The sequence below is a fragment of the Falsirhodobacter xinxiangensis genome, assembly GCF_004959935.1.
GTDB classification, from domain to species: Bacteria; Pseudomonadota; Alphaproteobacteria; order Rhodobacterales; family Rhodobacteraceae; genus Falsirhodobacter; species Falsirhodobacter xinxiangensis.
Map to the genome: position 1 here is coordinate 60,361 of NZ_SMYN01000005.1, position 23,559 is coordinate 83,919.

Below are 23,559 nucleotides of genomic sequence, written 5' to 3' on the forward strand. Positions count from 1 at the left end.
TGTTACAAGGCTGATACATTCGTATTGTTGGGCCAGCCCGAAATTTCAGCCGCGACCAGTTCCTGAAGCCGCCAGAGGTTGCGGTCGCGCAGCCCGTGTTCCTCCAGCTTCATCACCGTGTTGTGCAGGTATTCGGCGCCCGATCCGCCATGGCCGCAGGCATGGGCCAGCCGCCACGCGACCTGATCTTCGGGCAGGCTGACGACCATCGGCCCTTTCGGCCCCGCCCAGAAGGTCAGGGCGCGTTCGGTGCCACGTTCGGTGCGCAGATTGATCCAGCGCAGGTTCCCGGCCATTTCCTTGGCGACCAGCTCGCGTTTCAAAAGCGCATGCAGCGCCTCGTCCTCGTGGCCGGCCGCGATCTCCATCACCAGCCCGGTGGTCGATCCGCCGCGCTCCAGCGCCATCATCAGGCCGGGGATTTCTTCGGACCCGCGCCACTGGCGAATTTCAAGGCAGAAGCTGCGATGCCAGCCATGGGCGACGCCCTGCCGCACCGGCCCGACCGCAAAGCCGGGGTTCCAGATCAGCGAGCCATAGGCGAAGACGGGGATCGGGCCGTCCGCCTCGGCCCGGATCGCGGCGGCCATCGCGGCGTAATCACCGTCCGTCAGCGGCGTCCATGACGGATCGGGGCCGGGATCTGGGACATGGCGAAGCGAACGACGAACATGTTCGGCGGTAAGGGAAAGCGAGCGGGGCATGACCCTTACATGGCACTTCGGACGTCAGACGTCCAGTTCCTCCACGAATTTTGCGTTTTCCTGAATGTATTGGAAGCGCAATTCGGGCTTCTTGCCCATCAGCCGTTCGACCAGATCGCCGGTCTGGCCGGGTTCGTCCTCGTCGATGGACACGCGGATCAGCTTGCGGGTTTCGGGGTTCATCGTCGTGTCCTTCAGGTCCTTGGCGTCCATCTCGCCCAGACCCTTGAAGCGTTGCACGTCGATCTTGCCCTTGCCGCCCAGACCCTTCTTCAGCCACTTTTCCTTTTCCGCATCGTCCGCGACATAGCGGCGGCGCGCGCCTTGCGTCAGACGATACAGCGGCGGGCAGGCGAGGTAGAGGTGCCCCTTGTCGATCAGCGGGCGCATCTGGGTGAAGAAGAACGTCATCAGAAGCGATGCGATATGCGCGCCGTCCACGTCTGCGTCGGTCATGATGATGATCTTGTCATAGCGCAGATCATCCACGTTGAACCGCGTGCCCATGGAAACGCCAAGCGCCTCGCAGATGTCGCGGATTTCCGTGTTGTCGTTCAGCTTGCCGGATGCAGCGCCCAAGACGTTCAGGATCTTGCCCTTCAGCGGCAGAAGGGCCTGCGTCTCGCGGTTGCGCGCGCCTTTGGCCGAACCGCCGGCCGAATCGCCCTCGACGATGAACAGTTCGGTATTTTCGCGGTTCTTGGCGGTGCAATCGGTCAGCTTGCCCGGAAGACGCAGTTTCTTGGTGGCCGATTTGCGCTGCGTTTCCTTTTCGGCGCGGCGGCGCAGGCGTTCCTCGGCCCGCAGCACCAGAAAGTCGAGGATCGCGCCCGCCGATTTCGTGTCCGCCGCCAGCCAGTTGTCGAAATGGTCGCGGACCGAGGATTCGACGTATTTCGCCGCTTCTTCGGTGGACAGGCGGTCCTTGGTCTGGCCGACGAAGGACGGCTCGCGGATGAAGATGGAGATGAGGGCGCAGCCGCCGGTCAGCATGTCCTCGCGCGTGATCTCGGACGCCTTGCGGTTCTTGACCAGCTCCCCATACGCCTTGATGCCCTTCAGCATCGCGGACCAGAAGCCGGATTCATGCGTGCCGCCCTCGGGGGTGGGGACGGTGTTGCAGTATGAATGGATGAACCCGTCGCGGGTGGGCGTCCAGTTGATCGCCCATTCGACCGAACCGGGGACGTTGAACTTTTCGAAGCTGACCTTCCCGGCAAAGGGCTTGTCGGCATAGGTCGTCGTGCCCTCCATCACCTCGCCCAAGTAATCGGCAAGGCCGTTCGGATACTGGAACGTCGCCTCCAGCGGGGTTTCCCCATCGGCGACGGCGGTTTTCCAGCGGATTTCCACCCCCGAGAACAGATAGGCCTTGGACCGCACCATCTTGAACAGGCGCGCGGGCTTCAGTTGCAGATGGCCGAAGATTTCCGCATCCGGGTGGAAGGTGATCGTGGTGCCGCGCCGGTTCGGGGCGGGGCCGACCTTGGCGACCGGGCCTTGCGGCACGCCGCGGGCAAATTCCTGCACGAACAATTCGCGGTTGCGCGCCACCTCGACCCGCATGTGATCCGACAGCGCGTTCACCACCGAAGACCCTACGCCGTTCAGACCTCCCGAGGTCGAATAGGCCTTGTTGGAGAACTTGCCCCCCGCGTGCAGCGTGCAGAGGATCACCTCCAGCGCCGACTTGCCGGGGAACTTGGGGTGCGGATCGACCGGGATGCCGCGTCCGTTGTCGCGCACGGTCACGGAATGGTCGGCGTGAAGCTCCACCTCGATGCGGTTCGCATGGCCAGCCACCGCCTCGTCCATCGAGTTGTCGAGGATTTCGGCAACCAGATGGTGCAGGGCGCGTTCGTCCGTGCCGCCGATATACATGCCCGGGCGTTTGCGGACCGGCTCCAGCCCCTCCAGCACCTCGATGCTGGATGCGTCATAGGTTTCCAGGGGCTGGGAGAGGAGGTCGTTCATGGCCGCTCGATTCGTTTTGGAAGCCCCACATAAAACATTTCATGCGGGGCGGGGGCAAGGTCAGGCGGGCTCGGCCTCCCGCGCGGCCATCATCGACAGGAAGGCGGGGCGGGACTGGCAGCGGCCCAGCCATGCGCCCAGCGCCGGGAATTCCGCGATCAGGGCCGTCGCGCCCTGCGAATACCGGACGCATTCGGCCACGTTGATGTCGGCCACGGTGAAACGGTCGCCCACCAGCCAGTCGTTGCCCCCGAAGTGACGCTCCAGCCGGGCGAAGGGGCGGCGCAGCTTTTCGGACGCGATGGCGATGGCGGCCTGACCCTCGGGCTGCACGCCGCCGCCATTGGCAAGGATCCTCTGGATCTCCAGCGCGCAGGCCTCGATGCTGGTGGCGGCCAGCAGCGTCCATTGCGAGATCAGCGCCTCCTCGGCCGCGTCCTGCGGGCCAAGAGCGCCGCCGTGGACGCGGGCGATATGCTGCGTGATGGCCAGCGATTCCGTCAGGATCAGGCCCTCGTCCTCCATGCAGGGTACCTGTCCCAGCGGGTTCACGGCCAGATATTCCGGGGACGCGGTGTTGAACGGCGCATCTTCGGCCCGCGGGTTCGGCAGGCGATAGGCCTGGATCACCGGGACATGGTTGAAGGGCAGCGCGATTTCGGCCAGCAGCCACAGCGGGCGCGTCGCACGCGATCTGTAGACGCCGTAGATGGTCAGCATCGGTCTTCTCCTTTTGCCTGCGCGCGCATCAGACCACGCCGCGCCGCGCTGCGGAAGGGGTTCGGAACAAATCCGCGCCGGGTCGTTTATCTGGGGAATGAAATGCATTTACCGCTTGCCGGTGACGCCGCGCTGCGGCAGGGAAAGATTGGCCGAAACCGCGTAGACGGGGCATATGACACCACCCGAAGATCATGAACACCGGGCAGAAATCGTCGACCGCCTGTATGACGTGGCGCTCGACCCGATGCGGTTCGAGGATCTGATCGACGCCTGGGAAGGGCGCGGAAGTGCTGCGGACGACCCCGCGATCGACGCGCATATGTCCCGCGCCCGCGTTTTTCTTGATCGTTACGATGCGGCGCGCGACGGGGGCGGGGCGCGCGCGGCGCTGGACGCGGTGCATCGCTCTGCCGCGTTTCTGTCCGACGGGGTTTCCGGGGTCGTCGCCTGCAACCGCGCGATGGAACAGGCCTTCGATATCCGCGAAGGCGCGCCTCTGTCGGATCTGCCCTTCGATCCGCATGACGTGGAATCGCTGTCCGAGGCGATCCTGCGCGTGACGGGCGGCAAGGCCGAAAAGGTCGCGACCCTGCGGCTTCGGTCGTCGCAGACGGGCAGCCCGGTGATCGTGCGCATCACCCCCGTCATCGCCGAGGCTCCGCGCCCGGTCGCGCTGGTGCAATCGACCGAACTCGTCTGGCCCGAAGGGTTCGAGACGCCGGTGCAGGAGGCGTTCGGCCTGACCTTGGCTGAGGTGGAGATCGTGCGCGGCCTGAGCATGGGCCAGCCCGTCCGCGACATCGCCGAGGCGCGGGGCCGGTCGGTCGATACCGTCCGCACGCAGCTTCGCTCGATCCTTGCCAAGACGGAAACGCATTCACAGTTCGAACTGGTGCGTGTCGTCCTTGGGCTGATGGACCTGTCGCACCCGCCCCGGTCCGAACGGCAGGCCGAAGGGCTGGTCGGGTTGCCCTTTCAGACGCTGCGGATGCCCGACGGGCGACGGTTGGATTGGATCGAATTCGGCGATCCGGGCGGCCTGCCGCTTTTGTTCATGCATCTGGATTACGGCCTGATCCGCTGGCCCGCATCGGCGGAACGCCGTGCGGCGCAGCGCGGCATCCGGGTGATCGTGCCGGTGCGTGCGGGCTATGGCGCAAGCGATCTGCATTCCAAGGGAACGGACCATCTGGCCGGTGTCACGCTGGATTACGCCGCGGTTCTGGATCACCTGAACATTCGCCGCGTGGCGGTGATCGCGCTGGGCGCCGATCTGCGGTTCGCGATGAACCTGTCGATCCTGCGGCCCGGCATGGTGACCGGCATCCTTGGATGTGCGGCCCAACTGCCGCTGCGCAGCCGCGCGCAATACGAACGCATGGACAAATGGCAGCGGTTCATCCTCGCCAATGCCCGTTATGCGCCGCGCATCCTGCCATTCATGGTGCAGGCGGCGTTTGCGGTCGCGCACAAGATGGGCAAGGACGCTTTCTTTCGCCACATCAACGGCGGCTCGCCCGCCGATGTCGCGCTGATGGACCGCCCCGAGGTTCGCGATGCGCTGCTGCTGGGGTCCGAGGTCTGCCTCACCAAGGGCCGGTCGGCGCATGAGGCGTTCACCCGCGAATGTATCGGATCGGAAAAGGACTGGTCCGCCGTCGTGCGCGCCTGCCGCGTGCCGACGGTGCTGCTTCAGGCCGATCAGGACCCGCAAACCCCGGTGCTGACGGTGCGGGAACTTCTGGAGGATTTTACGGATGTTTCGGCCGAGTTTCTGCCGGGGACGGGACAGCTTCTGTTCTTTCAGGAATGGGAAACCGCCCTTCGCCGGGTGGAGCCGATGCTGCCACGATAGACAAATTTCAGGTTTGTGCGCGCGATACCCCAATTGAGGTATGCGCGTGCTGCGACTGCACACTAAGACGGCGGGCATTGTTCGATTGTATTAGTGATCTTATTCGTGAGTATCTCGAACGGGGCGAGGGGGAAGACCCCTCGCCCCGTTCTTTTTTTGCCCGCGCAAGCCTCGTGTTGCCCAAAACATCGGCAGGCTGTAACTCGGCATCATGAGACAGAGCTATCCCTCCCACGCCCGCGCGACGCTTGTGCTGGGCCTGCCGCTGATCGGCAGCCATCTGGCGCAGATGTCGCTGCACGTGGTCGATTCGCTGATGCTGGGCCGTTACGGCGTGCCGCATCTGGCGGCTGTGGTGCTGGGCACGTCGATGTTCTTCGTGACGTTCATCCTTGGCTCTGGATTCGCGCAGGCGGTGATGCCGATGGTCGCCTCGGCACTGGGCCGCGGGGACGAGGCGCAGGTGCGGCGCGATGCGCGCATGGGGCTATGGCTGTCGGTCGGGTTCGGGCTGATCACCTATCCGCTGTTCTGGTTCTCCGGCTCGGTGCTGCTGGCCGCCGGACAGAATGCCGAGGTGGCCGGGCTGGCGCAGGACTTCCTGCGGATCGCCGGGCTGGGGATGATCCCGGCGCTGCTGGTGATGGTGTTCAAAAGCTATCTCGCCGCGCTGGAGCGCACGCAGGTGGTGCTGTGGACGACCGTTTCGGCGGTGGGGCTGAACGTCGCCATCGGCTGGCCGCTGATCTTCGGACATTGGGGGCTGCCGGAACTGGGCGTGCGCGGGGCGGCCATCGCCTCGGTCACGGTGCAGACGGTGAACATGACCGTGCTGGCGATCTATGCCGGGCGGGTGAAGGAACTGCGGCGGTTCCATCTGTATCAACGGCTGTGGAAACCCGACTGGCAGGCGCTGGCGCAGGTGGCACGGCTGGGCTTTCCCATCGGCGTGACCGGGCTGGCCGAGGGGTCGCTGTTTCAGGTGACCGCGTTGATGATGGGCTGGATCGGCACGAACGAGCTTGCGGCCCACGGTATCGCGCTGGAGGTGGCGGCGCTGTCGTTCATGATCCATGTGGGATTGGCCAATGCCGCCACGGTGCGGGTCGCGCGGTTCGCGGGCATGGGCGATTATGCCGCCATGCGCGATGCGGCCAAGACCGCCATCGGCCTGTCGGTCATCGTCGCGATCTGCATCGTGACGCTGTTCCTGTCGATCCCCGAGCATATCATCGGGCTGTTCCTGTCCGACGGCAAACCCAACACCGCGGCGATCATCGCCTATGGCACCACGCTTCTGGCACTGGCGGCGCTGTTCCAGTTCGCGGATGCGATGCAGGCCATCGCGCTGGGCCTGTTGCGCGGGCTGAAGGACACGCGGGTTCCGATGGTGCTGGCCGCGATCAGCTATTGGCTCGTGGGCGTCCCCGTCGGCTATTCGCTGGCCTTCGTGTTCGGGCTTGGCGGCGTGGGCCTGTGGCTTGGGCTGGTCAGCGGCCTTGCCGTCGCCGCCAGCCTTCTGATGTTCCGCTTCTGGAGCCGTGCGCCCGGTTGATTGTGCCTCGGCGGGGCATTGCCTATAAGCGAGACAGCCCACCCAAGGAGATGCCAATGCCAGCCGAGCTTTCCGCCATCGACACGGCCAAATTCGTCGCCGCCAAACGCGCGGTCGCCTATATCGAGGACGGGATGAAGGTCGGCCTCGGGACCGGGTCCACCGCCGCGTGGATGGTCCGCTGCCTGGCCGAGCGTGTGCGCGAGGAAGGGCTGCGCGTCACCGGCGTTCCGACCTCGACCCGGACGCTGGAACTGGCGAAGCAGCTTGGCATTCCCGTGACCACGCTGGACGATGCGGGCTGGCTGGACCTGACCATCGATGGCGCGGACGAATTCGACCCGCAGCTTTCGCTGATCAAGGGCGGCGGGGCGGCGCTTTTGCAGGAGAAGATCGTGGCGACGGCGTCCGACCGGATGATCGTCATCAGCGATGCGGCCAAACGCGTCGCGGCCCTTGGCGCCTTCCCCCTGCCGGTAGAGGTGATCCCCTTCGGCTGGACCAGCACCAAACAGCATGTCGAGGAATTGCTGGCCGGGTCCGACGTGCTGGGCCGCGAGGTGACCTTGCGCATGTCGGGCGATCAGCCCCTGCGCACGGACGAGAACAACTTCATCCTCGATCTGCATCTGAAGCGGATCGGCGATGCGCGGCATCTGTCGCTGCTGCTGAACCAGATCGCGGGCGTGGTCGAGAACGGGCTGTTCAACGACATCTGCGACGTGGTGATCGTCGGCCATTCCGATGGCCGGGTCGAGGTGCAGGACCTTGCCGCCGGAACAACCACCGAAGGGCGCATCGACGTCGCTCCCTCTGCCAATATCTTTGCCGACCTTGGAGAATGACGATGGCCTTCGACTATGACCTGTTCGTGATCGGTGGCGGTTCGGGCGGTGTGCGCGCGGCCCGCGTCGCCTCGGGCGATCACGGTGCACGCGTCGCGCTGGCCGAGGAATACCGCATGGGCGGCACCTGCGTCATTCGCGGCTGCGTGCCCAAGAAGCTGATGGTCTTTGCATCCGAATACCGCCACATCAACAAGGACGCCCGCGCCTATGGCTGGGATCTGGAGGTGAAGGGCTTCGACTGGACCGTCTTCCACGCCCAGCTGGAAAACGAGCTGAACCGGCTGGAAGGCGCGTATCGCAACACGCTGAAGAATGCCGGGGTCGAGACGTTCGACCAGCGCGCCACGGTCAAGGACGCGCATACCGTGCGGCTGGCCGATGGGCGCGAGGTCACGGCCAAGCACATCCTGATCGCGACCGGCGGCACCCCCTTCGTGCCGGAGTTCGAGGGCAGCGATCTGGCCATCACCTCGAACGAGATCTTCCATATGAAGGCGCTGCCGAAGCGGGCGCTGATCGTGGGCGGCGGCTATATCGCGTCGGAATTCGCCTGTATCCTGAACGGGATGGGGGTCGAGACGTCGCAATATTATCGCGGCGCGCAGATCCTGCGCGGCTTCGACGAGGAAGCGCGCGGACATATCGCCACGCAGATGATCGCCAGCGGCGTGAACCTGCAATGCGGCACCGACGTGCTGCGGCTGGAGAAGACGGATACAGGCATCCGCGCCGTCGCCACCAACGGGACCGAGGACGAGTTTGACATCGTCATGTATGCCACGGGCCGCAAGCCGAACGTCGCGGGCCTCGGGCTTGAAGACGTGGGCGTGCGCCTTGGCAAGAAGGGCGAGATCGAGGTCGACGACTGGCAGCAGACTTCGGTTCCGTCGATCTTCGCCGTGGGCGATGTGACGGACCGGATCAACCTGACCCCCATCGCCATCCGCGAAGGCCACGCCTTTGCCGATACCGTCTTTGGCGGGCAGAAGCGCAAGGCCGACTGGGATCTGGTGCCAAGCGCCGTCTTCACCCAGCCCGAATTCGGCACCGTCGGCAAGACCGAGGAGGAAGCCGAGGCCGAGGGCCCGATCGAGGTCTATTCCGCCACCTTCCGCCCGATGCAGACGCTGTTCGCCGGACGGCAGGACCGCGTGCTGATGAAGCTGGTCGTCTGCGCCCAGACGCGCCGGGTGCTGGGCTGTCATATCGTCGCACCCCATGCGGGCGAAATGATCCAGCTTGCGGGCATCGCGGTGAAAATGGGCGCAACTAAAGAGGATTTCGACCGCACAGTGGCGGTTCACCCCTCGATGGCCGAAGAACTGGTGACGCTTCGCAAGCCGGTCAGGAAATCTTGATTTCCGCAGGTTAATAGCCAATTTGGCGGGAACTTAACGAAGGGACGGACTTTATGGCGAACGGAGGGCCTTGGGGCGGCGGCTCGGGCGGGAACGATCCCGGGCGGGGGAACGACGGCAACCGCGGCGGCAATGGCGGCGGGCGCCGACCCGAGGGCCGGGGCGAGATCGACGAGATGGTCCGCAAGGGGCAGGAGCAGCTTCGCGTGCTGATGGGCGGCAAGGGCCGCGTCGGCGGCGGCGGGCCGCGTCCGCCCAGCGGCGGCAACCCGATGGGGCCGATCTTCACCAAGCAGGGCCTTGGCCTTGGCGTTCTGGTGGCGGCGGGTCTCTGGGCCTTCGCTTCCTTCTATACCGTCCGTCCCGAACAGCGTTCGGTCGAACTGTTCCTTGGCGAGTTTTCGTCGGTCGGTCAGCCGGGTCTGAACTTCGCGCCCTGGCCGATCGTCACCCATGAACTGGTGCAGGTCACGGGCGAACGCACGACCGACATCGGCACCGGGCGTCTGGGCGAGAATGACACCGGCCTGATGCTGACGCGCGACCAGAACATCGTCGATATCGAATTCCAGATCGTCTGGAACGTGTCTGACCCCGCGCATTTCCTGTTCAACCTTGAAAACCCCGGCGACACGGTGCGCGCGGTGGCCGAAAGCGCCATGCGCGACATCATCGCCCGGTCGGACCTTGCGCCGATCCTCAACCGCGACCGGGGCGTGATCGCTGCCGATCTGCAAGGGGCGGTGCAAGGCACGCTCGACAGCTACAATGCCGGGATCAACGTGATCCGCGTCAACTTCGACCGCGCCGATCCGCCGTCTTCGGTCATCGACAGCTTCCGCGAGGTGCAGGCCGCGCAGCAGGAACGCTCGCGTCTGGAGAACGAGGCTGACGCCTATGCCAACCGCGTGACCGCGGGCGCACGGGGTGAGGCGGCGCAGCTTCTGGAGCAGGCCGAAGCCTATCGCGCGCAAGCCGTCAACGTGGCCGAGGGTGAGGCGAGCCGCTTCGTCTCGGTCTATGAGGAATATGTCAACGCGCCGGACGTGACCCGCCGCCGGATGTATCTGGAAACGATGGAGCAGGTGCTGGGCGGGATGAACAAGGTCATCCTGGACGGCGTCGCACAGGGTGAGGGCGGTCAGGGCGTGGTGCCCTTCCTGCCGCTGAACGAAATGATCGGCCGCGGTGCTGCCGGACAGGCAGCCGGGGGGGCGAACTGATGGCACGCTTGAATTTCATCCTGCCGGTCGTCGCGGTTGCCGTCATCGGTGCGCTGTCCTCGATCTATATCGTGGACGAACGCGAAAAGGCGCTGGTCTTGCAATTCGGTCAGGTCAAGGCCGTGCGCGAGGAGCCGGGCATAGGTTTCAAGGTGCCGCTGATCCAAGAGGTCGTCACCTATGACGGGCGCATCCTGTCGCTGATGACCCAGCCGCTGGAAGTCACGCCGCTGGACGACCGCCGCCTGATCGTGGACGCCTTTGCGCGCTGGCGGATCACGGACGTGGTTGAATTCCGCGAATCCGTCGGATCGGAAGGCGAGGCCGCCGCACAGGCCCGGCTGGAGCGGATTTTGTCCGCCGCCATCCGCGAAGTGCTTGGCTCGGTCCCGTCGAACCGTGTGCTGTCCGAAGACCGCATCCCGCTGATGGTCCAGATCCGCGAGATTGCGCGCCGTCAGGCCCAGTCGCTGGGCATCGACGTGATCGACGTGCGCCTGACCCGCACCGACCTGCCGGAGCAGAACCTGACCGCCACCTATGCGCGGATGCAGGCCGAACGCCAGCGCGAGGCCGCGGACGAGATCGCACGCGGGAACGAGGCTGCCCAGCGCATCCGCGCCAGCGCCGACCGGACCGTGGTGGAACTGACATCCGAAGCCCGTTCGCAGGCCGAGGTTGTGCGAGGCGAGGCCGATGCGCAGCGCAACCGCATCTATGCCGATGCCTTCGGGCGCGATCCGGAATTCTTCGCCTTCACCCGCTCGCTCACCTCCTATCAGCGGGCGCTGCAGGGCGACAACAGCTCCATCGTGATGGAGCCGACCAGCGAATTCTTCGAGTACCTGCGCAGCGACCGCGGAGGGGCGCCGGCCCCTGCGCCGTCCGCCGGGCCGGTCACCGAAGGTCAGTGAAAAAAAGGCCGCCCGCGTGGCGGCCTTTTACGTTACAATCCGTCACACCCATTTGACGCCGCGCGACGGGGGTTTGCATTGCGAAAACCGCCCCCTAATTGTCATTTGATGTGCATGAGACCCGGCACCGCGCCGGGCCGCGTTACGCAATTCGAAAAGGAGTTCGGGGTGCCGTCAAACGCCAAAACCAAGAACCGCAGCATCCTGCGTTCGGCAACTGCACTGGGCCTTGCCGCCGCAGTGGCACTGGGGCCGATGACCGCGCTGCCCGCACTGGCGCAGGGCGCGCCGGAAAGCTTCGCCGACCTGGCGCAGTCGATCAGCCCGTCGGTCGTGAACATCACCACGACCACCACCGTCGCAGCCTCTACCGAGGGCGGGCCGATGGTGCCGCCCGGATCGCCGTTCGAGGATTTCTTCCGCGACTTCATGGAACGGCAGAACCCCGGCCAGCAGGAGCCGCGCCGGTCCGAGGCGCTGGGCTCGGGCTTCGTGATTTCCGAGGATGGCTATATCGTCACCAACAACCACGTCATCGAAGGCGCGGACGACATCCAGATCGAGTTCTTCTCGGGCAAGACGCTTCAGGCCGAACTGGTCGGAACCGACCCCAAGACCGACATCGCGCTGCTTAAGGTTCAAAGCGACGAGCCGCTTCCGCACGTGCCTTTCGGCGACAGCGACCTGATGCGCGTGGGCGACTGGGTTCTGGCCATGGGCAACCCGCTGGGGCAGGGCTTCTCGGTGTCGTCGGGGATCGTGTCGGCGCGGAACCGTGCGCTGTCGGGCACCTATGACGACTACATCCAGACCGACGCGGCGATCAACCGCGGCAACTCGGGCGGGCCGCTGTTCAACATGGACGGGCAGGTGATCGGCGTGAACACCGCGATCCTGTCGCCGAACGGCGGGTCGATCGGGATCGGCTTCTCCATGGCGTCGAACGTGGTCACCAAGGTCGTCGATCAGCTGCGAGAGTTCGGGGAAACCCGTCGTGGCTGGCTGGGCGTTCGCATTCAAGACGTGACGCCGGACGTGGCCGAGGCGATGGGCCTTGAAGCTGCCGCGGGCGCGCTGATCACCGACGTGCCGGACGGTCCCGCCAAGGACGGCGGGATGCAGGCGGGCGACATCGTGCAAAGCTTTGCCGGGCAGGAGGTCAAGGACACGCGCGATCTGGTCCGCCGCGTGGCCGATGCCCCGATCGGCGAAGGCGTTCAGGTCGTCGTTCTGCGCGAGGGCCGCACCCAGACGCTGGAGATCACGCTTGGCCGCCGTGAGGAGGCCGAGGGCGAGACGACACCTGCCGCTGCCCAGCGCCAGCCCGAGCAGACCAACGGAGAGCTGCTGGGCATGACCCTGACCCCGGTGACGCCGCAGATCATCGGCGAGCTGGGCCTGCCCGACGGCGCCGCAGGGCTGGTCGTGACGCATGTTGATCAGGTGTCCGAAGCCTTTGCCAAGGGCCTGCGCGACGGCGATCTGATCACCGAGGCGGGGCAGCAGCCGGTTGCGCGTCTTGCCGATCTGCAATCGCGGATCACCGAAGCGAAGGAGGCGGGGCGTAAATCGCTTCTGCTGCTGATCCGCCGCGGTGGCGATCCGCGCTTCGTGGCTCTGGCAATCGAATAAGGGGAAAGGCGGCGAAAGCCGCCTTTTTCACATCGGCACCGGCAGGATGCCAAGACTGCGCGCGGCGCCGATGGACAGCGTCTCTGACTCCAGCCCGTATTGCGACTGGTATCCGAGGATCGCCTTTCGCGTCGCCGTCCCCGCGATCCCGTCTGCCGTGCCGTCCAGCAGGCCCCGCGCGGCCAATGCACGTTGCAGACTGCGCGTCTCGTCCCGGCTCAGATCGCAGGGCGTCTCGAACCATCCGGGGGCCTGTTCCTGCCAGCAGCCCTCGGCACCTTTTTCGGCGACAGGGGCAAGGTTCGGCACCACGGGCCCGGCGACCTCGGGCGGACGGGCGCAGGCGGCCAGCGCCAGAACAAGGATCATGCGTTTCATCGTGCCCTCCGTTTCGTCGCGACCATGGCGCAAAGGCGGGCGTCTGGCAAATGCCGCGTTTTCGGCCTATGTCGGGCGCAGGGAAGCACGCAAGCGGGAACGGCCATGGCGAAGATCACCTATATCGAACATAACGGCACCGAGCATGTCATCGACGTCAAGCCCGGCCTGACCGTGATGGAAGGCGCGCGCGACAATGGCGTGCCGGGGATCGAGGCCGATTGCGGCGGTGCCTGCGCCTGTTCGACCTGCCACGTCTATATCGCGCCCGAATGGGTGGAAAAGCTGCCCGCCAAGGACGCGATGGAGGAGGACATGCTGGACTTTGCCTATCAGCCCGATCCGGCGACCTCGCGCCTGACCTGCCAGATCAAGGTGACGGACGCGCTTGACGGGCTGGTGGTCCGGATGCCGGAACGCCAGATCTGATGTCCGCCCCCGATCCCCGCCGCTGGTGGGCGATGGCCTGCCTTCTGCTGGCCAACTTCATGAACCTGATCGACGTGACCATCGTGAACGTGGCGCTGCCGTCGATGGAACGGGGATTGGGCGCGACATCGTCCGAGATCGAATGGGTCTCGGCCATCTATGTGCTGTGTTTCGCGCTGGGCCTGCTGCCATTCGGGCGGCTGGGCGATATCGTGGGGCGCAAGCGGATGTTTCTGGCGGGCTGCGGGCTGTTCACGCTCGGGTCCGCATTGTGCGGGCTGGCGCCGGATATCGGCACGCTGATCGCGGCGCGGGCGTTTCAGGGCATGGGCGCGGCGGTGATGACGCCGCAGGTGCTGGCCATCGCGCAGGTGATCTTTCCGCCCGACGAACGGGGCAGCGCGTTTTCGCTGTTCGGCGTGACGGCCAGCCTTGCGTCGGTGTCCGGCCCGCTGATCGGCGGGGCATTGATCTTCGCCGATGTCTGGGGGCTGGGCTGGCGGCCGATCTTCCTTGTCAACGTGCCGATCGGGATTCTGGCGGTGATCGCGGGGATACGGCTGATCCCGCCGACGCCGCCGAACCCGGCGCTGCGGATGGATTTCGTCGGCGTTCTCGTCTTCGGGGCGGCAATCATCCTGATGGTCTTCCCGTTGATCGAAGGGCGGGTCTATGGCTGGCCGTGGTGGATCTTTGCGCTGATGGCGGGATCGGTGCTGGCCGGGGCGCTGTTCGTCTGGTGGCAGCATCGGCGCGCGGCGGGGGGGCACACGCAGCTTCTGCCGGTGACGCTGATCGGCAACCGGACCTATGCGCTGGGCGTCTTCGTCACGATGATGCTGTTTTCGGGGATACCGGGGCTGTTCCTGATCCTCGCGATCTTCTTCCAGTCGGGCTTCGGGCTGACGCCGCTGGAATCGGGGCTGGCGACGATGCCGTTCCCTTGCGGCGTGCTGCTTGCCTCCTTCGTCTCGGGCCGGCTCGGATCGCGGTATCTGCGGCCAAGGTTGGCGACGGGGGCAGGGCTGTTGGCGCTGGGCATGGCCTTCCTGCACTTCACCATTGCCCGCACGGTGGCGCCGCTTGACCATTGGGACTTCGTGCCGCCGCTGCTGGTCTGCGGCACGGGGATGGGGCTGACGGTGGCCAGCCTGTTCCAGACCATCCTTGCCGGGGTGCCGCCGCAAGATGCGGGGTCGGGGTCGGGCGCGCTTCAGGCGTTCCAGCAGGTCGGCGCGGCGCTTGGCATCGCGCTGGTGGGGCAGATCTTCTTTTCGACGCTGGACGGGCAGGGCAGCCACGTTCAGGCGGCGACCAACGCGACCTGGTATCAGATCGCGATGTTCAGCGTGATGGTCTGCCTCGTGCCGTTCCTTAGGAAACGTCAGCCGCAGGAACCAGCGCGACCTTAGGTTTCGGCGCGTTGGCGTCGATGAACTTCAGCACCAGCGGGCGGATGTTGGTCCGCCAGCTTTTGCCCGCGAAGATGCCGTAATGGCCCGCGCCGGGTTCCAGATGCTGCGCCTTCTTGGAATCCGGCAGCCCGGTCAGCAGACGGTGCGCCGCCACGCATTGACCGGGGGAGGAGATGTCGTCCTTCTCTCCCTCGACCGTGATGACGGCGACATCGGTGATCGCGCCAATATCGACGCGGCGGCCTTCGACGAAGAAATCGTTGTTCGCGATCTCGCCGTTCTTGAAGATGCGTTCGACGGTCGAAAGATAGAACTCCGCCGTCATGTCCATCACGGCAAGGTATTCGTCATAGAAGCGGTTATGCGCGTCGTGGTCCGACGCGGTGCCGTTCGCCACGGCAAGGATCTGGTCGGTGAAGGCCTTGGAATGGCGTTCGGCGTTCATCGACATGAAGCTGGAAAGCTGAAGCAGCCCCGGATAGACCGCCCGCCCCGCGCCCTTGTATTTGAAGCCGACCTGCTGGATCGCCATCTGCTCCAACTGGCCCATGTTGATCCGGTGGCCGAAATCGGTGACGTCGGACGGGGTTGCGTCCGGGTCGATCGGCCCGCCGATCAGCGTTAGCGTGCGCGGCTGGGCCTTGGGGTCCTCGGCCGCGAGATAGGCGGTGGCGGCAAGGGTCAGCGGTGCCGGCTGGCAGACCGCGACCACGTTGATGTCTGGGCCGAGCGCCTTCATGAACTCGACCAGATACAGCGTGTAATCTTCCACGTCGAACTTGCCTGCCGACACGGGAATGTCGCGGGCGTTGATCCAATCGGTCACATAAACTTCGCAATCGGGCAGCAAACTCGCCACGGTTGAGCGGCAGAGCGTGGCATAGTGCCCCGACATGGGCGCGACCAAAAGCACGCGGCGCGGCATCGGGTCACGCCGGCGCACCGAGAAATGGATCAGGTTGCCAAAGGGTTTTTCCACCACAGTGCGGATATCGACCAGATGATCCGTCCCGTCCGACCCGACGATGGACCGGATGCCCCAACCGGGCTTGGCCACCATTCGCGCAAAGCTTCGTTCGGTCACCTTGCCCCAGGCCTGGGCCAGCGTCAGGAACGGGTTCATCGACAGCGCGAACGCGGGATAGGACCCCATGGCGGATGCCGTGGCCCCAAGCCATTCGTTCGTGTTGCGGACGCTTTCCATGAGATCGTAGGGTGCCATATTGTTCATGACGTCTCCTTGCCCGCGCGGGGGCGTCGTGGCGGCAATGCTGCACGGCAGAAAGATAGAGGGGAACGGGTCGCATGACAACAACCGAAGACCGCGCCGCGCAAAGCCGTGAACGACTGGCCGCCAACATGGCCCGGATCGAGGAGTTGACGCAGCGTCTGACCGCAGCCGTTTCGCAGCGCAAACCCTCGGACAAGGGGCTGCACGGACCGGGCGAGGATGTGTTCGTCAAGGCCGCGATGGCATGGATGCAGGATGCCGTCCAGAACCCTGCCAAGATCATGGAACAGCAGATCGCCTTCTGGGGGCGCAGCCTGACGCATTATGTCGAGGCGCAGCAGGCACTGGCGCGCGGCGAATTGCGCGCCCCTGCCGATCCGGGACCCAAGGACAAGCGGTTCGCCAATCCGCTTTGGGACACGCATCCCTATTTCAACTTCATCAAGCAGCAATACCTGATGAACGCCGAAGCAATCCAGCGCGGGGTCGCGCAGTTGGAGCATCTGGCCCCGGCGGACAAGAAGCGGATCGAATATTTCTCGAAGCAGATCGTGGATATGATGGCGCCGACGAACTTCTTCGGCACCAATCCCGATGCGCTGGAACGGGCGTTGGCGACGGATGGCGAAAGCGTGGTGAAGGGGCTGGAGAACCTCGTCCGCGATGTCGAAGCGAATGGCGGCGAGCTTCTGGTGACGCTGGCCGACCCGACCGCCTTTGCGGTGGGCGAGAATATCGCGACCGCCGAGGGTCGGGTCGTCTTCCGCAACCGGATGATGGAGTTGATCCAATACGCGCCGACCACCGAAAAGGTGCGCAAGCTGCCGATCGTGCTGTTCCCGCCATGGATCAACAAGTTCTACATCCTGGATCTGAAGCCGCAAAACAGCCTGATCCGCTGGATCGTCGGTCAGGGATACACCCTGTTCGTGGTCAGCTGGGTGAACCCCGACGCCAGCTATGCCGATACTGGATTGGACGATTACATCCGCGACGGATACCTCGCCGCCATCGACGAGGCGCGGCGCATCTGCGGCACGAAGCAAGTCAACGCCATCGGCTATTGCATCGCGGGGACGACGCTGGCGTTGACGCTGGCGCATCTGCAGAAGCAAAAGCAGAACCCGGTGCGGTCGGCGACCTTCTTCACCACCCTCACGGATTTTTCCGACACGGGCGAATTTACCGTCTTTCTGAACGATGATTTCGTGGATGGGATCGAACGGCAGGTGGCACAGGCCGGGTATCTGGCCAAGACCTTCATGTCGCGGACCTTCAGTTTCCTGCGCTCGAACGATCTTGTCTATGCGCCCGCGATCCGCAGCTACATGATGGGCGAGGCGCCTCCGGCCTTCGATCTGCTGTATTGGAACGGGGACGGGACGAACCTTCCGGCGAAGATGGCGGTCGAATACCTGCGCGGGCTTTGCCAGAAGGACGGGTTCGTGCGCGGCGTGTTCCCCGTGCTGGGCGAGCCCGTATCCATCACCGATGTGAAGGTGCCGCTCTGCGCCATCGCCTGCGAGGGCGATCACATCGCGGACTGGAAATCGTCGTTCAACGGGGTGGCGCAGTTCGGATCGAAGGACAAGACCTTCATCCTGTCGCAGTCGGGGCATATCGCCGGGATCGTCAATCCACCGTCCAAGGGCAAATACGGCCATTACGTGAACGACGCCCCGATGACGACGCCCGAGGTGTTCCGCGAGGGGGCGGAGTTCCATCCGGGGTCGTGGTGGGCGCGGTGGGAGGCATGGCTACGTCCGCAGGCCGGCCCGCTGGTCGCCGCTCGCGCGCTGGATGATTCGATGGGCGATCCGGCCCCCGGGCGATATGTGCTTTCCGTAAGTGCATGATTGAAAAACGATCTGCATAATTTTGCCGCGTCGCAGAGAAAAACTTGATTTTCTGCGGTGCAGCATTTATCTTTCTGTCATGATCAATCGCGGGTCGATCTGCCCGGACAGGAGCAAGATTATGAACACGAACACCGACTACACCAAAGCTTTCCAGGACATGCTGGCGAACTTCCCCGTCGATACGCAGGCGTTCCAGAACGCATTCAAGACGCAGGCCGTCCTGACCGAGAAGATGTCGCGCGTCGCGCTGGAAGCGGCCGAGAAATCGACCGAGATTTCGGCCAAGTGGGCCAAGGACACCTTCGCTCGCATCGGTGAAGTGTCGCGCGCCAAGACCGAGCCGACCGAATACACCAAAGCCGCTTCGGACTTCGCGACCTCGGCTGCCGAGATCGCTGCCGAGAACATGGCCGCCTTTGCCGAAGTGGCGAAGAAGGTCCAGATGGAAACGGTCGAACTGATGCTGGCCGCCGGCAAGGACATCTCGGAAGACGTGACCTCGGCTGCGAAGAAGGCGACAAGCGACGTGACCTATGCCACGCGCAAGGCTGCGACGAACGCCTCGCCGGTCTAAGACGCCTCCACTACGGTTTCCCCGGACAGGGGGCGGGTCATCGGCCCGCCCCTTCGTCTTTTCTGCGTCTGCGAAAGCAGCCTTTCTTTTTGCATATCCGTAGCATAAACTTTTCACATGGGATTCATGGGAGGAGACCGATGGCCGACACGCAAAAGCCGCTGCTGATCAAGCGATATGCCAGCCGCCGTCTCTACAATACCGAAACCAGCGACTATGTGACGCTTGAGGACATCGCCCGCTTCATCCGCGAGGGGCGCGAGGTCCAGATCATCGACCTGAAATCGGGCGACGACCTGACCCGGCAATATCTGCTGCAGATCGTGGCCGAACATGAATCGCGGGGCGAAAACGTGCTGCCGCTGGCGGTGCTGACCGATCTTGTCCGCAGCTATACCAGCGGCGTGAATTCGGTGGTGCCGCAGTTTCTGGCAATGTCCTTCGACATGCTTCAGCAGAACCAGGCCAAGATGATGGAGAATTTCTCCACCCTGCCGATCGCGCAGGTTCCGGGCTTCGATGCGATGCGGAAGCAGCAGGAGGCCTTCATGAAGACGATGATGTCGGGCTGGGGGGCGGCGCCGCAACCCGAAGCCGCGCAGCCGGATGATCTGGCCGACATCAAGCGGCAGTTGGCCGAACTGCAGTCGAAACTGTCGAAGCTGTGATCAGCGCCGCCGCAGCATGACTGCGGCGGAGGCCATCAGCGCTGCAGGTGCAAGAAGGCCGAGCGCGCCGAAGCTTGCTGCGGCTGCGATGGTGATCCCGGCGGCAAGGATCACAGTGGCGACAAGAAGGGCGATCTGCATGGTTGCAAGATCGTGTTCGTGCAGCTGGAAAGCAAGGTCTGGCTTTCGTTCCTGATATGTTCTAATCCTGGGGGATGGGACCGAACGACGACACCATCCTTCCGGGGCAGCGGATCAAGGCGCGTGGCGCTTTGGCCAATGCGACCGGGCGGTATGAGGCGGCCAGCGTCACCGCGTTCGACGACGGTTGGGACATACCCGAGGAGGAGCGGCTGCTGCGGACCGAAGTGCGGATCGAACGGCCGCGTTCCGCGCTTAGCTTCAACAAATCCCCCGATCTGCCGTTTGACCGTTCGGTGAACCCCTATCGCGGTTGCGAGCATGGCTGCATCTATTGCTTTGCGCGGCCCACCCATGCCTATCTGAACCTGTCACCGGGTCTGGATTTCGAAACCAAGCTGATCGCTCGCCCCGGCATCGGCGCGGTGCTGGACCGGGAATTGCGGGCGAAATCCTATGTGCCGCAGCCCATCGCGTTGGGCACCAATACCGACCCCTATCAGCCGATCGAGCGTGAATACCGCGTCATGCGCGAGGTGCTGGAGGTTCTGGCTGCGCATGATCACCCCGTGGCCATCGTGACCAAAGGGGCGATGGTCGAACGCGATCTGGATATCCTTGCGCCGATGGCCGCGAAGGGGCTCGCGAAGGTTGGAATTTCGGTCACCACGCTGGACGCCGATCTGGCGCGGAGCATGGAGCCGCGCGTGCCGACGCCCGCCCGCCGCATCGCCGCGATACGCGCGCTGTCGAATGCCGGGGTGCCGGTGCGGCTGATGGTGTCTCCCGTGATCCCCGGCCTGACCGATCCCGAGATCGACGCGATCCTGGAGGCGGGGCGCGATGCCGGGGCGACGGCGGCAAGCTGGATCATGCTGCGCCTGCCGATGGAGGTTTCGCCCCTGGTCCGCCAATGGCTGGAGGCGCGGGTGCCGGGCCGGGCCGCCAAGGTCATGGCCCGCATCCGCGAGGTGCATGGCGGCAAGGATTACGATGCCGAGTGGGGCAAGCGAATGCGCGGCGAGGGGCAGTGGAGCGCGCTGATCGGCACCCGGTTCGAGCTTGCGGTCAAACGGCTGGGCCTGACAGTGCCGCAGCCGCCGCTGCGGACGGATCTGTTCCGTCCGCCACCGCGCAAGGGCGATCAGCTTTCGCTGTTCTGAACCTCGGTGAACAGTTGCGATTTGGCGACGGGCAGAAGTCCCGCCATCTTGGCGCGGATCTGGTCGGCATCGGCGCGCCCGTTCAGATCGCGCAGCACCTTGCGCACCACATCCTCGTGGCCCGCCTCTTCCAGATCGGACTGCACGACGCTGCGGGCGTAATCCTCGGCCTCGGCGCCTTCCAGCCCCTTCAACTCGGCCGCCCAGTATCCAAGCAGCTTGTTGCGCCGCATCTCGGCGCGGAACTGCATCTGGGCGTCATGGGCGAACTTGTTCTCGAACGCCTTTTCGCGATCTTCGAAAGCGGTCATCGATGGCCTCTTTGGTTGGTCACACGTCATCATATGCCCCGGCAGCCCGCGCGAACAAGGGGCTGGCCTTGCGGCCATTCGGCACTTGGACTATAGCGCGTGGGGAAGGACGGGTGGCCACTGCGCCGCCCCGTCCGCTATTGGGTCCCGGAGAGTTCATGGCTAGGCGCAAGAAGGTTTACGAGGGCAAGGCCAAGATCCTTTACGAAGGCCCCGAACCCGGAACCCTGATCCAGTATTTCAAGGACGACGCCGAACCTGCGCCGGAGGGCCGCGCGGAAGGGCGGGGCGTGCTGAACAACCGCCTGTCGGAATTCTTCATGTCCGGGCTCAATTCGGTCGGGGTTCCCACGCATTTCATCCGCCGCATCAACATGCGCGAACAGCTTGTGCGGATGGCCGAGATCGTTCCTCTGGAAGTGGTGGTGCGCAACTTCGCCGCAGGCGAGCTTTCTGCGCGGCTTGGCATTCCCGAAGGCACGGCGCTGCCGCGCCCGATCGTCGAATACTACTACAAGGACGACAAGCTGGGATCGCCGCTGGTCGCCGAGGAGCATATCATCGCCTTCAACTGGGCGAACCAGCAGGATCTGGACGACATCGTGGCGCTGGCGCTGCGGGTCAACGATTTCCTGTCGGGCGTGATGATGGGCGTCGGCATCCGTCTGGCCGATTTCCGCATCGAGGTGGGCCGCATCTGGGAAGGCGATTTCATGCGCCTGATCGTCGCGGACGAGATCAGCCCCGACAGCTGCCGCCTGTGGGACACCCGCGCGCTGGACGCCGAAGGCGGCGTGCGCGATCCCGGCCCGCTGGCCGATGTCTATACCGAACTGGCGCGGCGCCTTGGCGTGCTGCCGTCCAACGTCACCCACACCACCAAACCCACGCTCATCAACTGAGAGGCCGCCGATGAAAGCCCGTGTTCATGTCATGCTGAAGGACGGCGTTCTTGACCCGCAGGGCGAGGCGGTCCGCCACGCGCTGGGCACGCTGGGCTTTGCCGGCGTCGATGCCGTCCGTCAGGGCAAGGTGATCGAGCTGGACCTGACCGCGACCGACAAGGCCGCGGCCGAGGCCGAAGTGCGCCAGATGTGCGAGAAGCTGCTGGCCAATACCGTGATCGAGAAATACTCGGTCGAGATCGTCTGATCGCATCCGGGCAGGCGGCAAACCGCCTGTCCGGGCAAGACCCGGTCCCGCCGGTCCGGGCCTTTGTGGTAGCCATTGGGCAAGAACAAGGGAAAACAGGCCATGCAAGACCAGAACCAGCCCGGTTTCGAACCGGCCCCCGACCTTTCGCGCGAAGGGTTCGAGAAGGTTCAGGCGAACCCCCTGCCGCCCGAAGTGGCCAGCCAGATCGAAGGGCAGCTTCGGGGCATCGATTCCGTGAACGTCCGTGTGCTGGGTGACGATCCGTCTGCCGGGCACGACATTGCGGCGCATCTGGCGGCCAAGGGGTTTGCCGTGGACGTCACCTTGGCCGAACGGATGATCCCGCATCCGCTGTCGCGCCATGTGTTCCGGTTTCAGGGGCGGACCGCGATCCTGACCGTGGCGCCCGACCTGCCCTAACGCGGGATCGCGGTCGAGGCGCGCAGGATCAATTCCACCGGCAGGATCGTGTCGCTTTCGTCGTCGTTGCCGTTCAGGATGGCCAGCAGCCGTTCCGCCGACACGCAGCCCATCGCGCCGCGCGGCTGACGGATCGTCGTCAGGCCCGGCGTTAGGTGTTCGACCATTTCGATATCGTCGAAGCCGATGACCGACACGTCGCGCGGAACGCCGATCCCGTGGCGCTGCAATTCGCCGATGAAGCCGCAGGCCATCTCGTCCGAGGCGAGGAACATGCCCGTGGGGCGGTCCGTCATCTCCAGCCACGCCTGTGCCGCGCGACGACCGGAGGCGAGCGAGAAGTCCCCCTCGATCAAGACGGGGGCGGGCAGGCCGCGCGCGGAGGCGGCGCGCTCGGTCCCCGCAAGGCGCTGTTCCGTTAGCACGTTGCCGCGCGGTCCGGTGACATGGCCGATCTTGCGATGGCCCAGATCGGCGAAATGCGTCACCGCCATCGCCGCTGCCGCCTCGTTGTCGATCAGAACGCCGGGCGCGGACAGGCCGGGGATCTGTTCCGACACCACCACCGTCGGCCGTTCGATCAGCACCGACGGCGGAACCGAGCCGTCCAGAACGATCAGCCCATCCGCATGCGACGGATCGGCATAGCGCAGCGGGTTCGTCGTGCGCGTATCGGCCACCAGCAGGTTGTAGCCCGCGGGCGAAAGCACGGTCGCGATCCCTGAAAGGATCTGCGAGAAGTAGGGGTTGGCGAGGTTCGGCACCAGCGCCACGATGCTGCCCGTGCGCTGATGGCGCAGGTTCCGCGCCGCGTGGTTCAGCCGGTATCCGGTCTCGGCGATCGCGCGTTCGATCGTCGCGCGCGTCTCGGCGCTGACGCGTTCGGGGCGCGAAAGCGCGCGTGAAACCGTTGCGGTTGAAACCCCCGCAAGGCGTGCAACGTCGGTGATCCGTGGCCTGTTCATCCTGTGATCATTACTCCGCCAATCCCCTCCGGTCGAGCGTCCGAATCATATTGCAAACGATTAC

At 64.9% G+C, this 23,559-nt stretch carries 24 protein-coding genes; 16 read left to right on the top strand and 8 right to left on the bottom strand.

Annotated elements, in window-relative coordinates; translation table 11 throughout:
* Positions 1-2: 2 nt before the first annotated feature.
* From E2K76_RS07935 to E2K76_RS07945, 3 genes are read right to left on the bottom strand one after another with little or no spacing between them, the layout of a single operon-like run.
* Positions 3-704, bottom strand: a complete 702-nt coding sequence (locus E2K76_RS07935; RefSeq protein WP_136683767.1) for a gamma-glutamylcyclotransferase — start codon at positions 702-704, stop codon at positions 3-5.
* A 24-nt stretch (positions 705-728) separates the two neighbouring features.
* Positions 729-2,678 carry a DNA topoisomerase IV subunit B gene (gene parE, locus E2K76_RS07940; RefSeq protein ID WP_136683768.1) on the bottom strand — a complete coding sequence of 650 codons (1,950 nt, stop codon included), beginning with the start codon at positions 2,676-2,678 and terminating at the stop codon, positions 729-731.
* 60 nt (positions 2,679-2,738) lie between these two features.
* On the bottom strand, positions 2,739-3,398 hold the full coding sequence (locus E2K76_RS07945; RefSeq protein WP_136683769.1) for a glutathione S-transferase family protein: 660 nt from the start codon (positions 3,396-3,398) through the stop codon (positions 2,739-2,741).
* Between the two features lie 175 nt (positions 3,399-3,573).
* Between E2K76_RS07945 and E2K76_RS07950 the strand changes: the two genes are divergently transcribed.
* The 7 genes from E2K76_RS07950 (at position 3,574) to E2K76_RS07980 (ending at position 12,786) form a co-directional block, all read left to right on the top strand.
* Positions 3,574-5,256, top strand: a complete 1,683-nt coding sequence (locus E2K76_RS07950; RefSeq protein ID WP_136683770.1) for a LuxR C-terminal-related transcriptional regulator — start codon at positions 3,574-3,576, stop codon at positions 5,254-5,256.
* Between the two features lie 208 nt (positions 5,257-5,464).
* Entirely contained in the window at positions 5,465-6,811 is a 1,347-nt protein-coding gene (locus tag E2K76_RS07955; RefSeq protein ID WP_181952893.1) for an MATE family efflux transporter, read from the top strand.
* A gap of 56 nt (positions 6,812-6,867) precedes the next feature.
* On the top strand, positions 6,868-7,656 hold the full coding sequence (gene rpiA, locus E2K76_RS07960) for a ribose-5-phosphate isomerase RpiA (RefSeq protein ID WP_136683772.1): 789 nt from the start codon (positions 6,868-6,870) through the stop codon (positions 7,654-7,656).
* 2 nt (positions 7,657-7,658) lie between these two features.
* Positions 7,659-9,017, top strand: coding sequence for a glutathione-disulfide reductase (gene gor, locus E2K76_RS07965; RefSeq protein ID WP_136683773.1), 1,359 nt, complete (start codon positions 7,659-7,661; stop codon positions 9,015-9,017).
* Between the two features lie 53 nt (positions 9,018-9,070).
* Positions 9,071-10,240 carry an FtsH protease activity modulator HflK gene (hflK, locus tag E2K76_RS07970; RefSeq protein ID WP_136683774.1) on the top strand — a complete coding sequence of 390 codons (1,170 nt, stop codon included), beginning with the start codon at positions 9,071-9,073 and terminating at the stop codon, positions 10,238-10,240.
* Positions 10,240-11,154 (top strand): protease modulator HflC, encoded by a 915-nt coding sequence (gene hflC, locus E2K76_RS07975; RefSeq protein ID WP_136683775.1) that lies wholly within the window; start codon positions 10,240-10,242, stop codon positions 11,152-11,154. Before hflK ends, hflC begins: the two co-directional genes overlap by 1 nt.
* A 255-nt stretch (positions 11,155-11,409) precedes the next feature.
* Positions 11,410-12,786: a DegQ family serine endoprotease gene (locus E2K76_RS07980; protein WP_169053246.1), complete on the top strand. Its 1,377-nt coding sequence runs from the start codon at positions 11,410-11,412 to the stop codon at positions 12,784-12,786.
* Positions 12,787-12,813: 27 nt separating this feature from the next.
* Here E2K76_RS07980 and E2K76_RS07985 read toward each other — a convergent pair whose 3' ends face one another.
* On the bottom strand, positions 12,814-13,164 hold the full coding sequence (locus E2K76_RS07985) for a peptidoglycan-binding domain-containing protein (RefSeq protein ID WP_136683777.1): 351 nt from the start codon (positions 13,162-13,164) through the stop codon (positions 12,814-12,816).
* A 105-nt stretch (positions 13,165-13,269) separates the two neighbouring features.
* Between E2K76_RS07985 and E2K76_RS07990 the strand changes: the two genes are divergently transcribed.
* Together E2K76_RS07990 and E2K76_RS07995 are read left to right on the top strand one after the other, a co-directional pair.
* On the top strand, positions 13,270-13,593 hold the full coding sequence (locus E2K76_RS07990; protein ID WP_136683778.1) for a 2Fe-2S iron-sulfur cluster-binding protein: 324 nt from the start codon (positions 13,270-13,272) through the stop codon (positions 13,591-13,593).
* The gene (locus tag E2K76_RS07995) at positions 13,593-15,005 is read left to right on the top strand and encodes an MFS transporter (RefSeq protein WP_220432182.1); all 1,413 of its coding nucleotides are present in this window, start codon (positions 13,593-13,595) and stop codon (positions 15,003-15,005) included. Before E2K76_RS07990 ends, E2K76_RS07995 begins: the two co-directional genes overlap by 1 nt.
* Here E2K76_RS07995 and phaZ read toward each other — a convergent pair.
* Positions 14,968-16,239, bottom strand: a complete 1,272-nt coding sequence (gene phaZ, locus E2K76_RS08000; RefSeq protein WP_136683779.1) for a polyhydroxyalkanoate depolymerase — start codon at positions 16,237-16,239, stop codon at positions 14,968-14,970. The two genes, E2K76_RS07995 and phaZ, sit on opposite strands and share 38 nt — an antisense overlap.
* A 74-nt stretch (positions 16,240-16,313) precedes the next feature.
* On the opposite strand from phaZ, the gene phaC reads away from it, so the two are divergent.
* From phaC to phaR, 3 genes are all read left to right on the top strand, one after another.
* Positions 16,314-18,095: a class I poly(R)-hydroxyalkanoic acid synthase gene (phaC, locus tag E2K76_RS08005; protein WP_136683780.1), complete on the top strand. Its 1,782-nt coding sequence runs from the start codon at positions 16,314-16,316 to the stop codon at positions 18,093-18,095.
* A gap of 121 nt (positions 18,096-18,216) precedes the next feature.
* Complete coding sequence (locus E2K76_RS08010) at positions 18,217-18,672, top strand: phasin family protein (protein ID WP_136683781.1); 456 nt, start codon at positions 18,217-18,219, stop codon at positions 18,670-18,672.
* 140 nt (positions 18,673-18,812) lie between these two features.
* Complete coding sequence (gene phaR, locus E2K76_RS08015) at positions 18,813-19,340, top strand: polyhydroxyalkanoate synthesis repressor PhaR (protein ID WP_136683782.1); 528 nt, start codon at positions 18,813-18,815, stop codon at positions 19,338-19,340.
* Here phaR and E2K76_RS20295 read toward each other — a convergent pair whose 3' ends face one another.
* Positions 19,341-19,481: a hypothetical protein gene (locus tag E2K76_RS20295; RefSeq protein WP_169053240.1), complete on the bottom strand. Its 141-nt coding sequence runs from the start codon at positions 19,479-19,481 to the stop codon at positions 19,341-19,343.
* A gap of 74 nt (positions 19,482-19,555) precedes the next feature.
* On the opposite strand from E2K76_RS20295, the gene E2K76_RS08020 reads away from it, so the two are divergent.
* A complete protein-coding gene (locus E2K76_RS08020; protein WP_136683783.1) occupies positions 19,556-20,644 on the top strand; it encodes a PA0069 family radical SAM protein in 1,089 nt (362 codons plus the stop codon).
* Here the strand turns inward: E2K76_RS08020 and E2K76_RS08025 are convergent.
* Positions 20,626-20,955, bottom strand: coding sequence for a DUF1476 domain-containing protein (locus E2K76_RS08025; RefSeq protein ID WP_136683784.1), 330 nt, complete (start codon positions 20,953-20,955; stop codon positions 20,626-20,628). The two genes, E2K76_RS08020 and E2K76_RS08025, sit on opposite strands and share 19 nt — an antisense overlap.
* Before the next feature lie 158 nt (positions 20,956-21,113).
* Here E2K76_RS08025 and E2K76_RS08030 point away from each other — a divergent pair, with 158 nt between their 5' ends.
* From E2K76_RS08030 to E2K76_RS08040, 3 genes are all read left to right on the top strand, one after another.
* Positions 21,114-21,857, top strand: a complete 744-nt coding sequence (locus tag E2K76_RS08030; protein ID WP_136683785.1) for a phosphoribosylaminoimidazolesuccinocarboxamide synthase — start codon at positions 21,114-21,116, stop codon at positions 21,855-21,857.
* 10 nt (positions 21,858-21,867) lie between these two features.
* On the top strand, positions 21,868-22,107 hold the full coding sequence (purS, locus tag E2K76_RS08035) for a phosphoribosylformylglycinamidine synthase subunit PurS (RefSeq protein ID WP_136683786.1): 240 nt from the start codon (positions 21,868-21,870) through the stop codon (positions 22,105-22,107).
* Positions 22,108-22,209: 102 nt separating this feature from the next.
* Positions 22,210-22,530, top strand: coding sequence for a hypothetical protein (locus tag E2K76_RS08040; RefSeq protein ID WP_136683787.1), 321 nt, complete (start codon positions 22,210-22,212; stop codon positions 22,528-22,530).
* On the opposite strand, the gene E2K76_RS08045 is transcribed toward E2K76_RS08040, so the two are convergent.
* Positions 22,527-23,495 carry a LacI family DNA-binding transcriptional regulator gene (locus E2K76_RS08045; protein ID WP_136683788.1) on the bottom strand — a complete coding sequence of 323 codons (969 nt, stop codon included), beginning with the start codon at positions 23,493-23,495 and terminating at the stop codon, positions 22,527-22,529. The two genes, E2K76_RS08040 and E2K76_RS08045, sit on opposite strands and share 4 nt — an antisense overlap.
* Positions 23,496-23,559 lie beyond the last annotated feature (64 nt).

Coding starts and splice junctions, on each gene's coding strand:
- E2K76_RS07935 (WP_136683767.1), bottom strand. CDS start 704: ATGCCCCGCTCGCTTTCCCTTACCGCCGAACATGTTCGTCGTTCGCTT.
- parE (WP_136683768.1), bottom strand. CDS start 2,678: ATGAACGACCTCCTCTCCCAGCCCCTGGAAACCTATGACGCATCCAGC.
- E2K76_RS07945 (WP_136683769.1), bottom strand. CDS start 3,398: ATGCTGACCATCTACGGCGTCTACAGATCGCGTGCGACGCGCCCGCTG.
- E2K76_RS07950 (WP_136683770.1), top strand. CDS start 3,574: ATGACACCACCCGAAGATCATGAACACCGGGCAGAAATCGTCGACCGC.
- rpiA (WP_136683772.1), top strand. CDS start 6,868: ATGCCAGCCGAGCTTTCCGCCATCGACACGGCCAAATTCGTCGCCGCC.
- gor (WP_136683773.1), top strand. CDS start 7,659: ATGGCCTTCGACTATGACCTGTTCGTGATCGGTGGCGGTTCGGGCGGT.
- hflK (WP_136683774.1), top strand. CDS start 9,071: ATGGCGAACGGAGGGCCTTGGGGCGGCGGCTCGGGCGGGAACGATCCC.
- hflC (WP_136683775.1), top strand. CDS start 10,240: ATGGCACGCTTGAATTTCATCCTGCCGGTCGTCGCGGTTGCCGTCATC.
- E2K76_RS07980 (WP_169053246.1), top strand. CDS start 11,410: ATGACCGCGCTGCCCGCACTGGCGCAGGGCGCGCCGGAAAGCTTCGCC.
- E2K76_RS07985 (WP_136683777.1), bottom strand. CDS start 13,164: ATGAAACGCATGATCCTTGTTCTGGCGCTGGCCGCCTGCGCCCGTCCG.
- E2K76_RS07990 (WP_136683778.1), top strand. CDS start 13,270: ATGGCGAAGATCACCTATATCGAACATAACGGCACCGAGCATGTCATC.
- E2K76_RS07995 (WP_220432182.1), top strand. CDS start 13,593: ATGTCCGCCCCCGATCCCCGCCGCTGGTGGGCGATGGCCTGCCTTCTG.
- phaZ (WP_136683779.1), bottom strand. CDS start 16,239: ATGAACAATATGGCACCCTACGATCTCATGGAAAGCGTCCGCAACACG.
- phaC (WP_136683780.1), top strand. CDS start 16,314: ATGACAACAACCGAAGACCGCGCCGCGCAAAGCCGTGAACGACTGGCC.
- E2K76_RS08010 (WP_136683781.1), top strand. CDS start 18,217: ATGAACACGAACACCGACTACACCAAAGCTTTCCAGGACATGCTGGCG.
- phaR (WP_136683782.1), top strand. CDS start 18,813: ATGGCCGACACGCAAAAGCCGCTGCTGATCAAGCGATATGCCAGCCGC.
- E2K76_RS20295 (WP_169053240.1), bottom strand. CDS start 19,481: ATGCAGATCGCCCTTCTTGTCGCCACTGTGATCCTTGCCGCCGGGATC.
- E2K76_RS08020 (WP_136683783.1), top strand. CDS start 19,556: ATGGGACCGAACGACGACACCATCCTTCCGGGGCAGCGGATCAAGGCG.
- E2K76_RS08025 (WP_136683784.1), bottom strand. CDS start 20,955: ATGACCGCTTTCGAAGATCGCGAAAAGGCGTTCGAGAACAAGTTCGCC.
- E2K76_RS08030 (WP_136683785.1), top strand. CDS start 21,114: ATGGCTAGGCGCAAGAAGGTTTACGAGGGCAAGGCCAAGATCCTTTAC.
- purS (WP_136683786.1), top strand. CDS start 21,868: ATGAAAGCCCGTGTTCATGTCATGCTGAAGGACGGCGTTCTTGACCCG.
- E2K76_RS08040 (WP_136683787.1), top strand. CDS start 22,210: ATGCAAGACCAGAACCAGCCCGGTTTCGAACCGGCCCCCGACCTTTCG.
- E2K76_RS08045 (WP_136683788.1), bottom strand. CDS start 23,495: ATGAACAGGCCACGGATCACCGACGTTGCACGCCTTGCGGGGGTTTCA.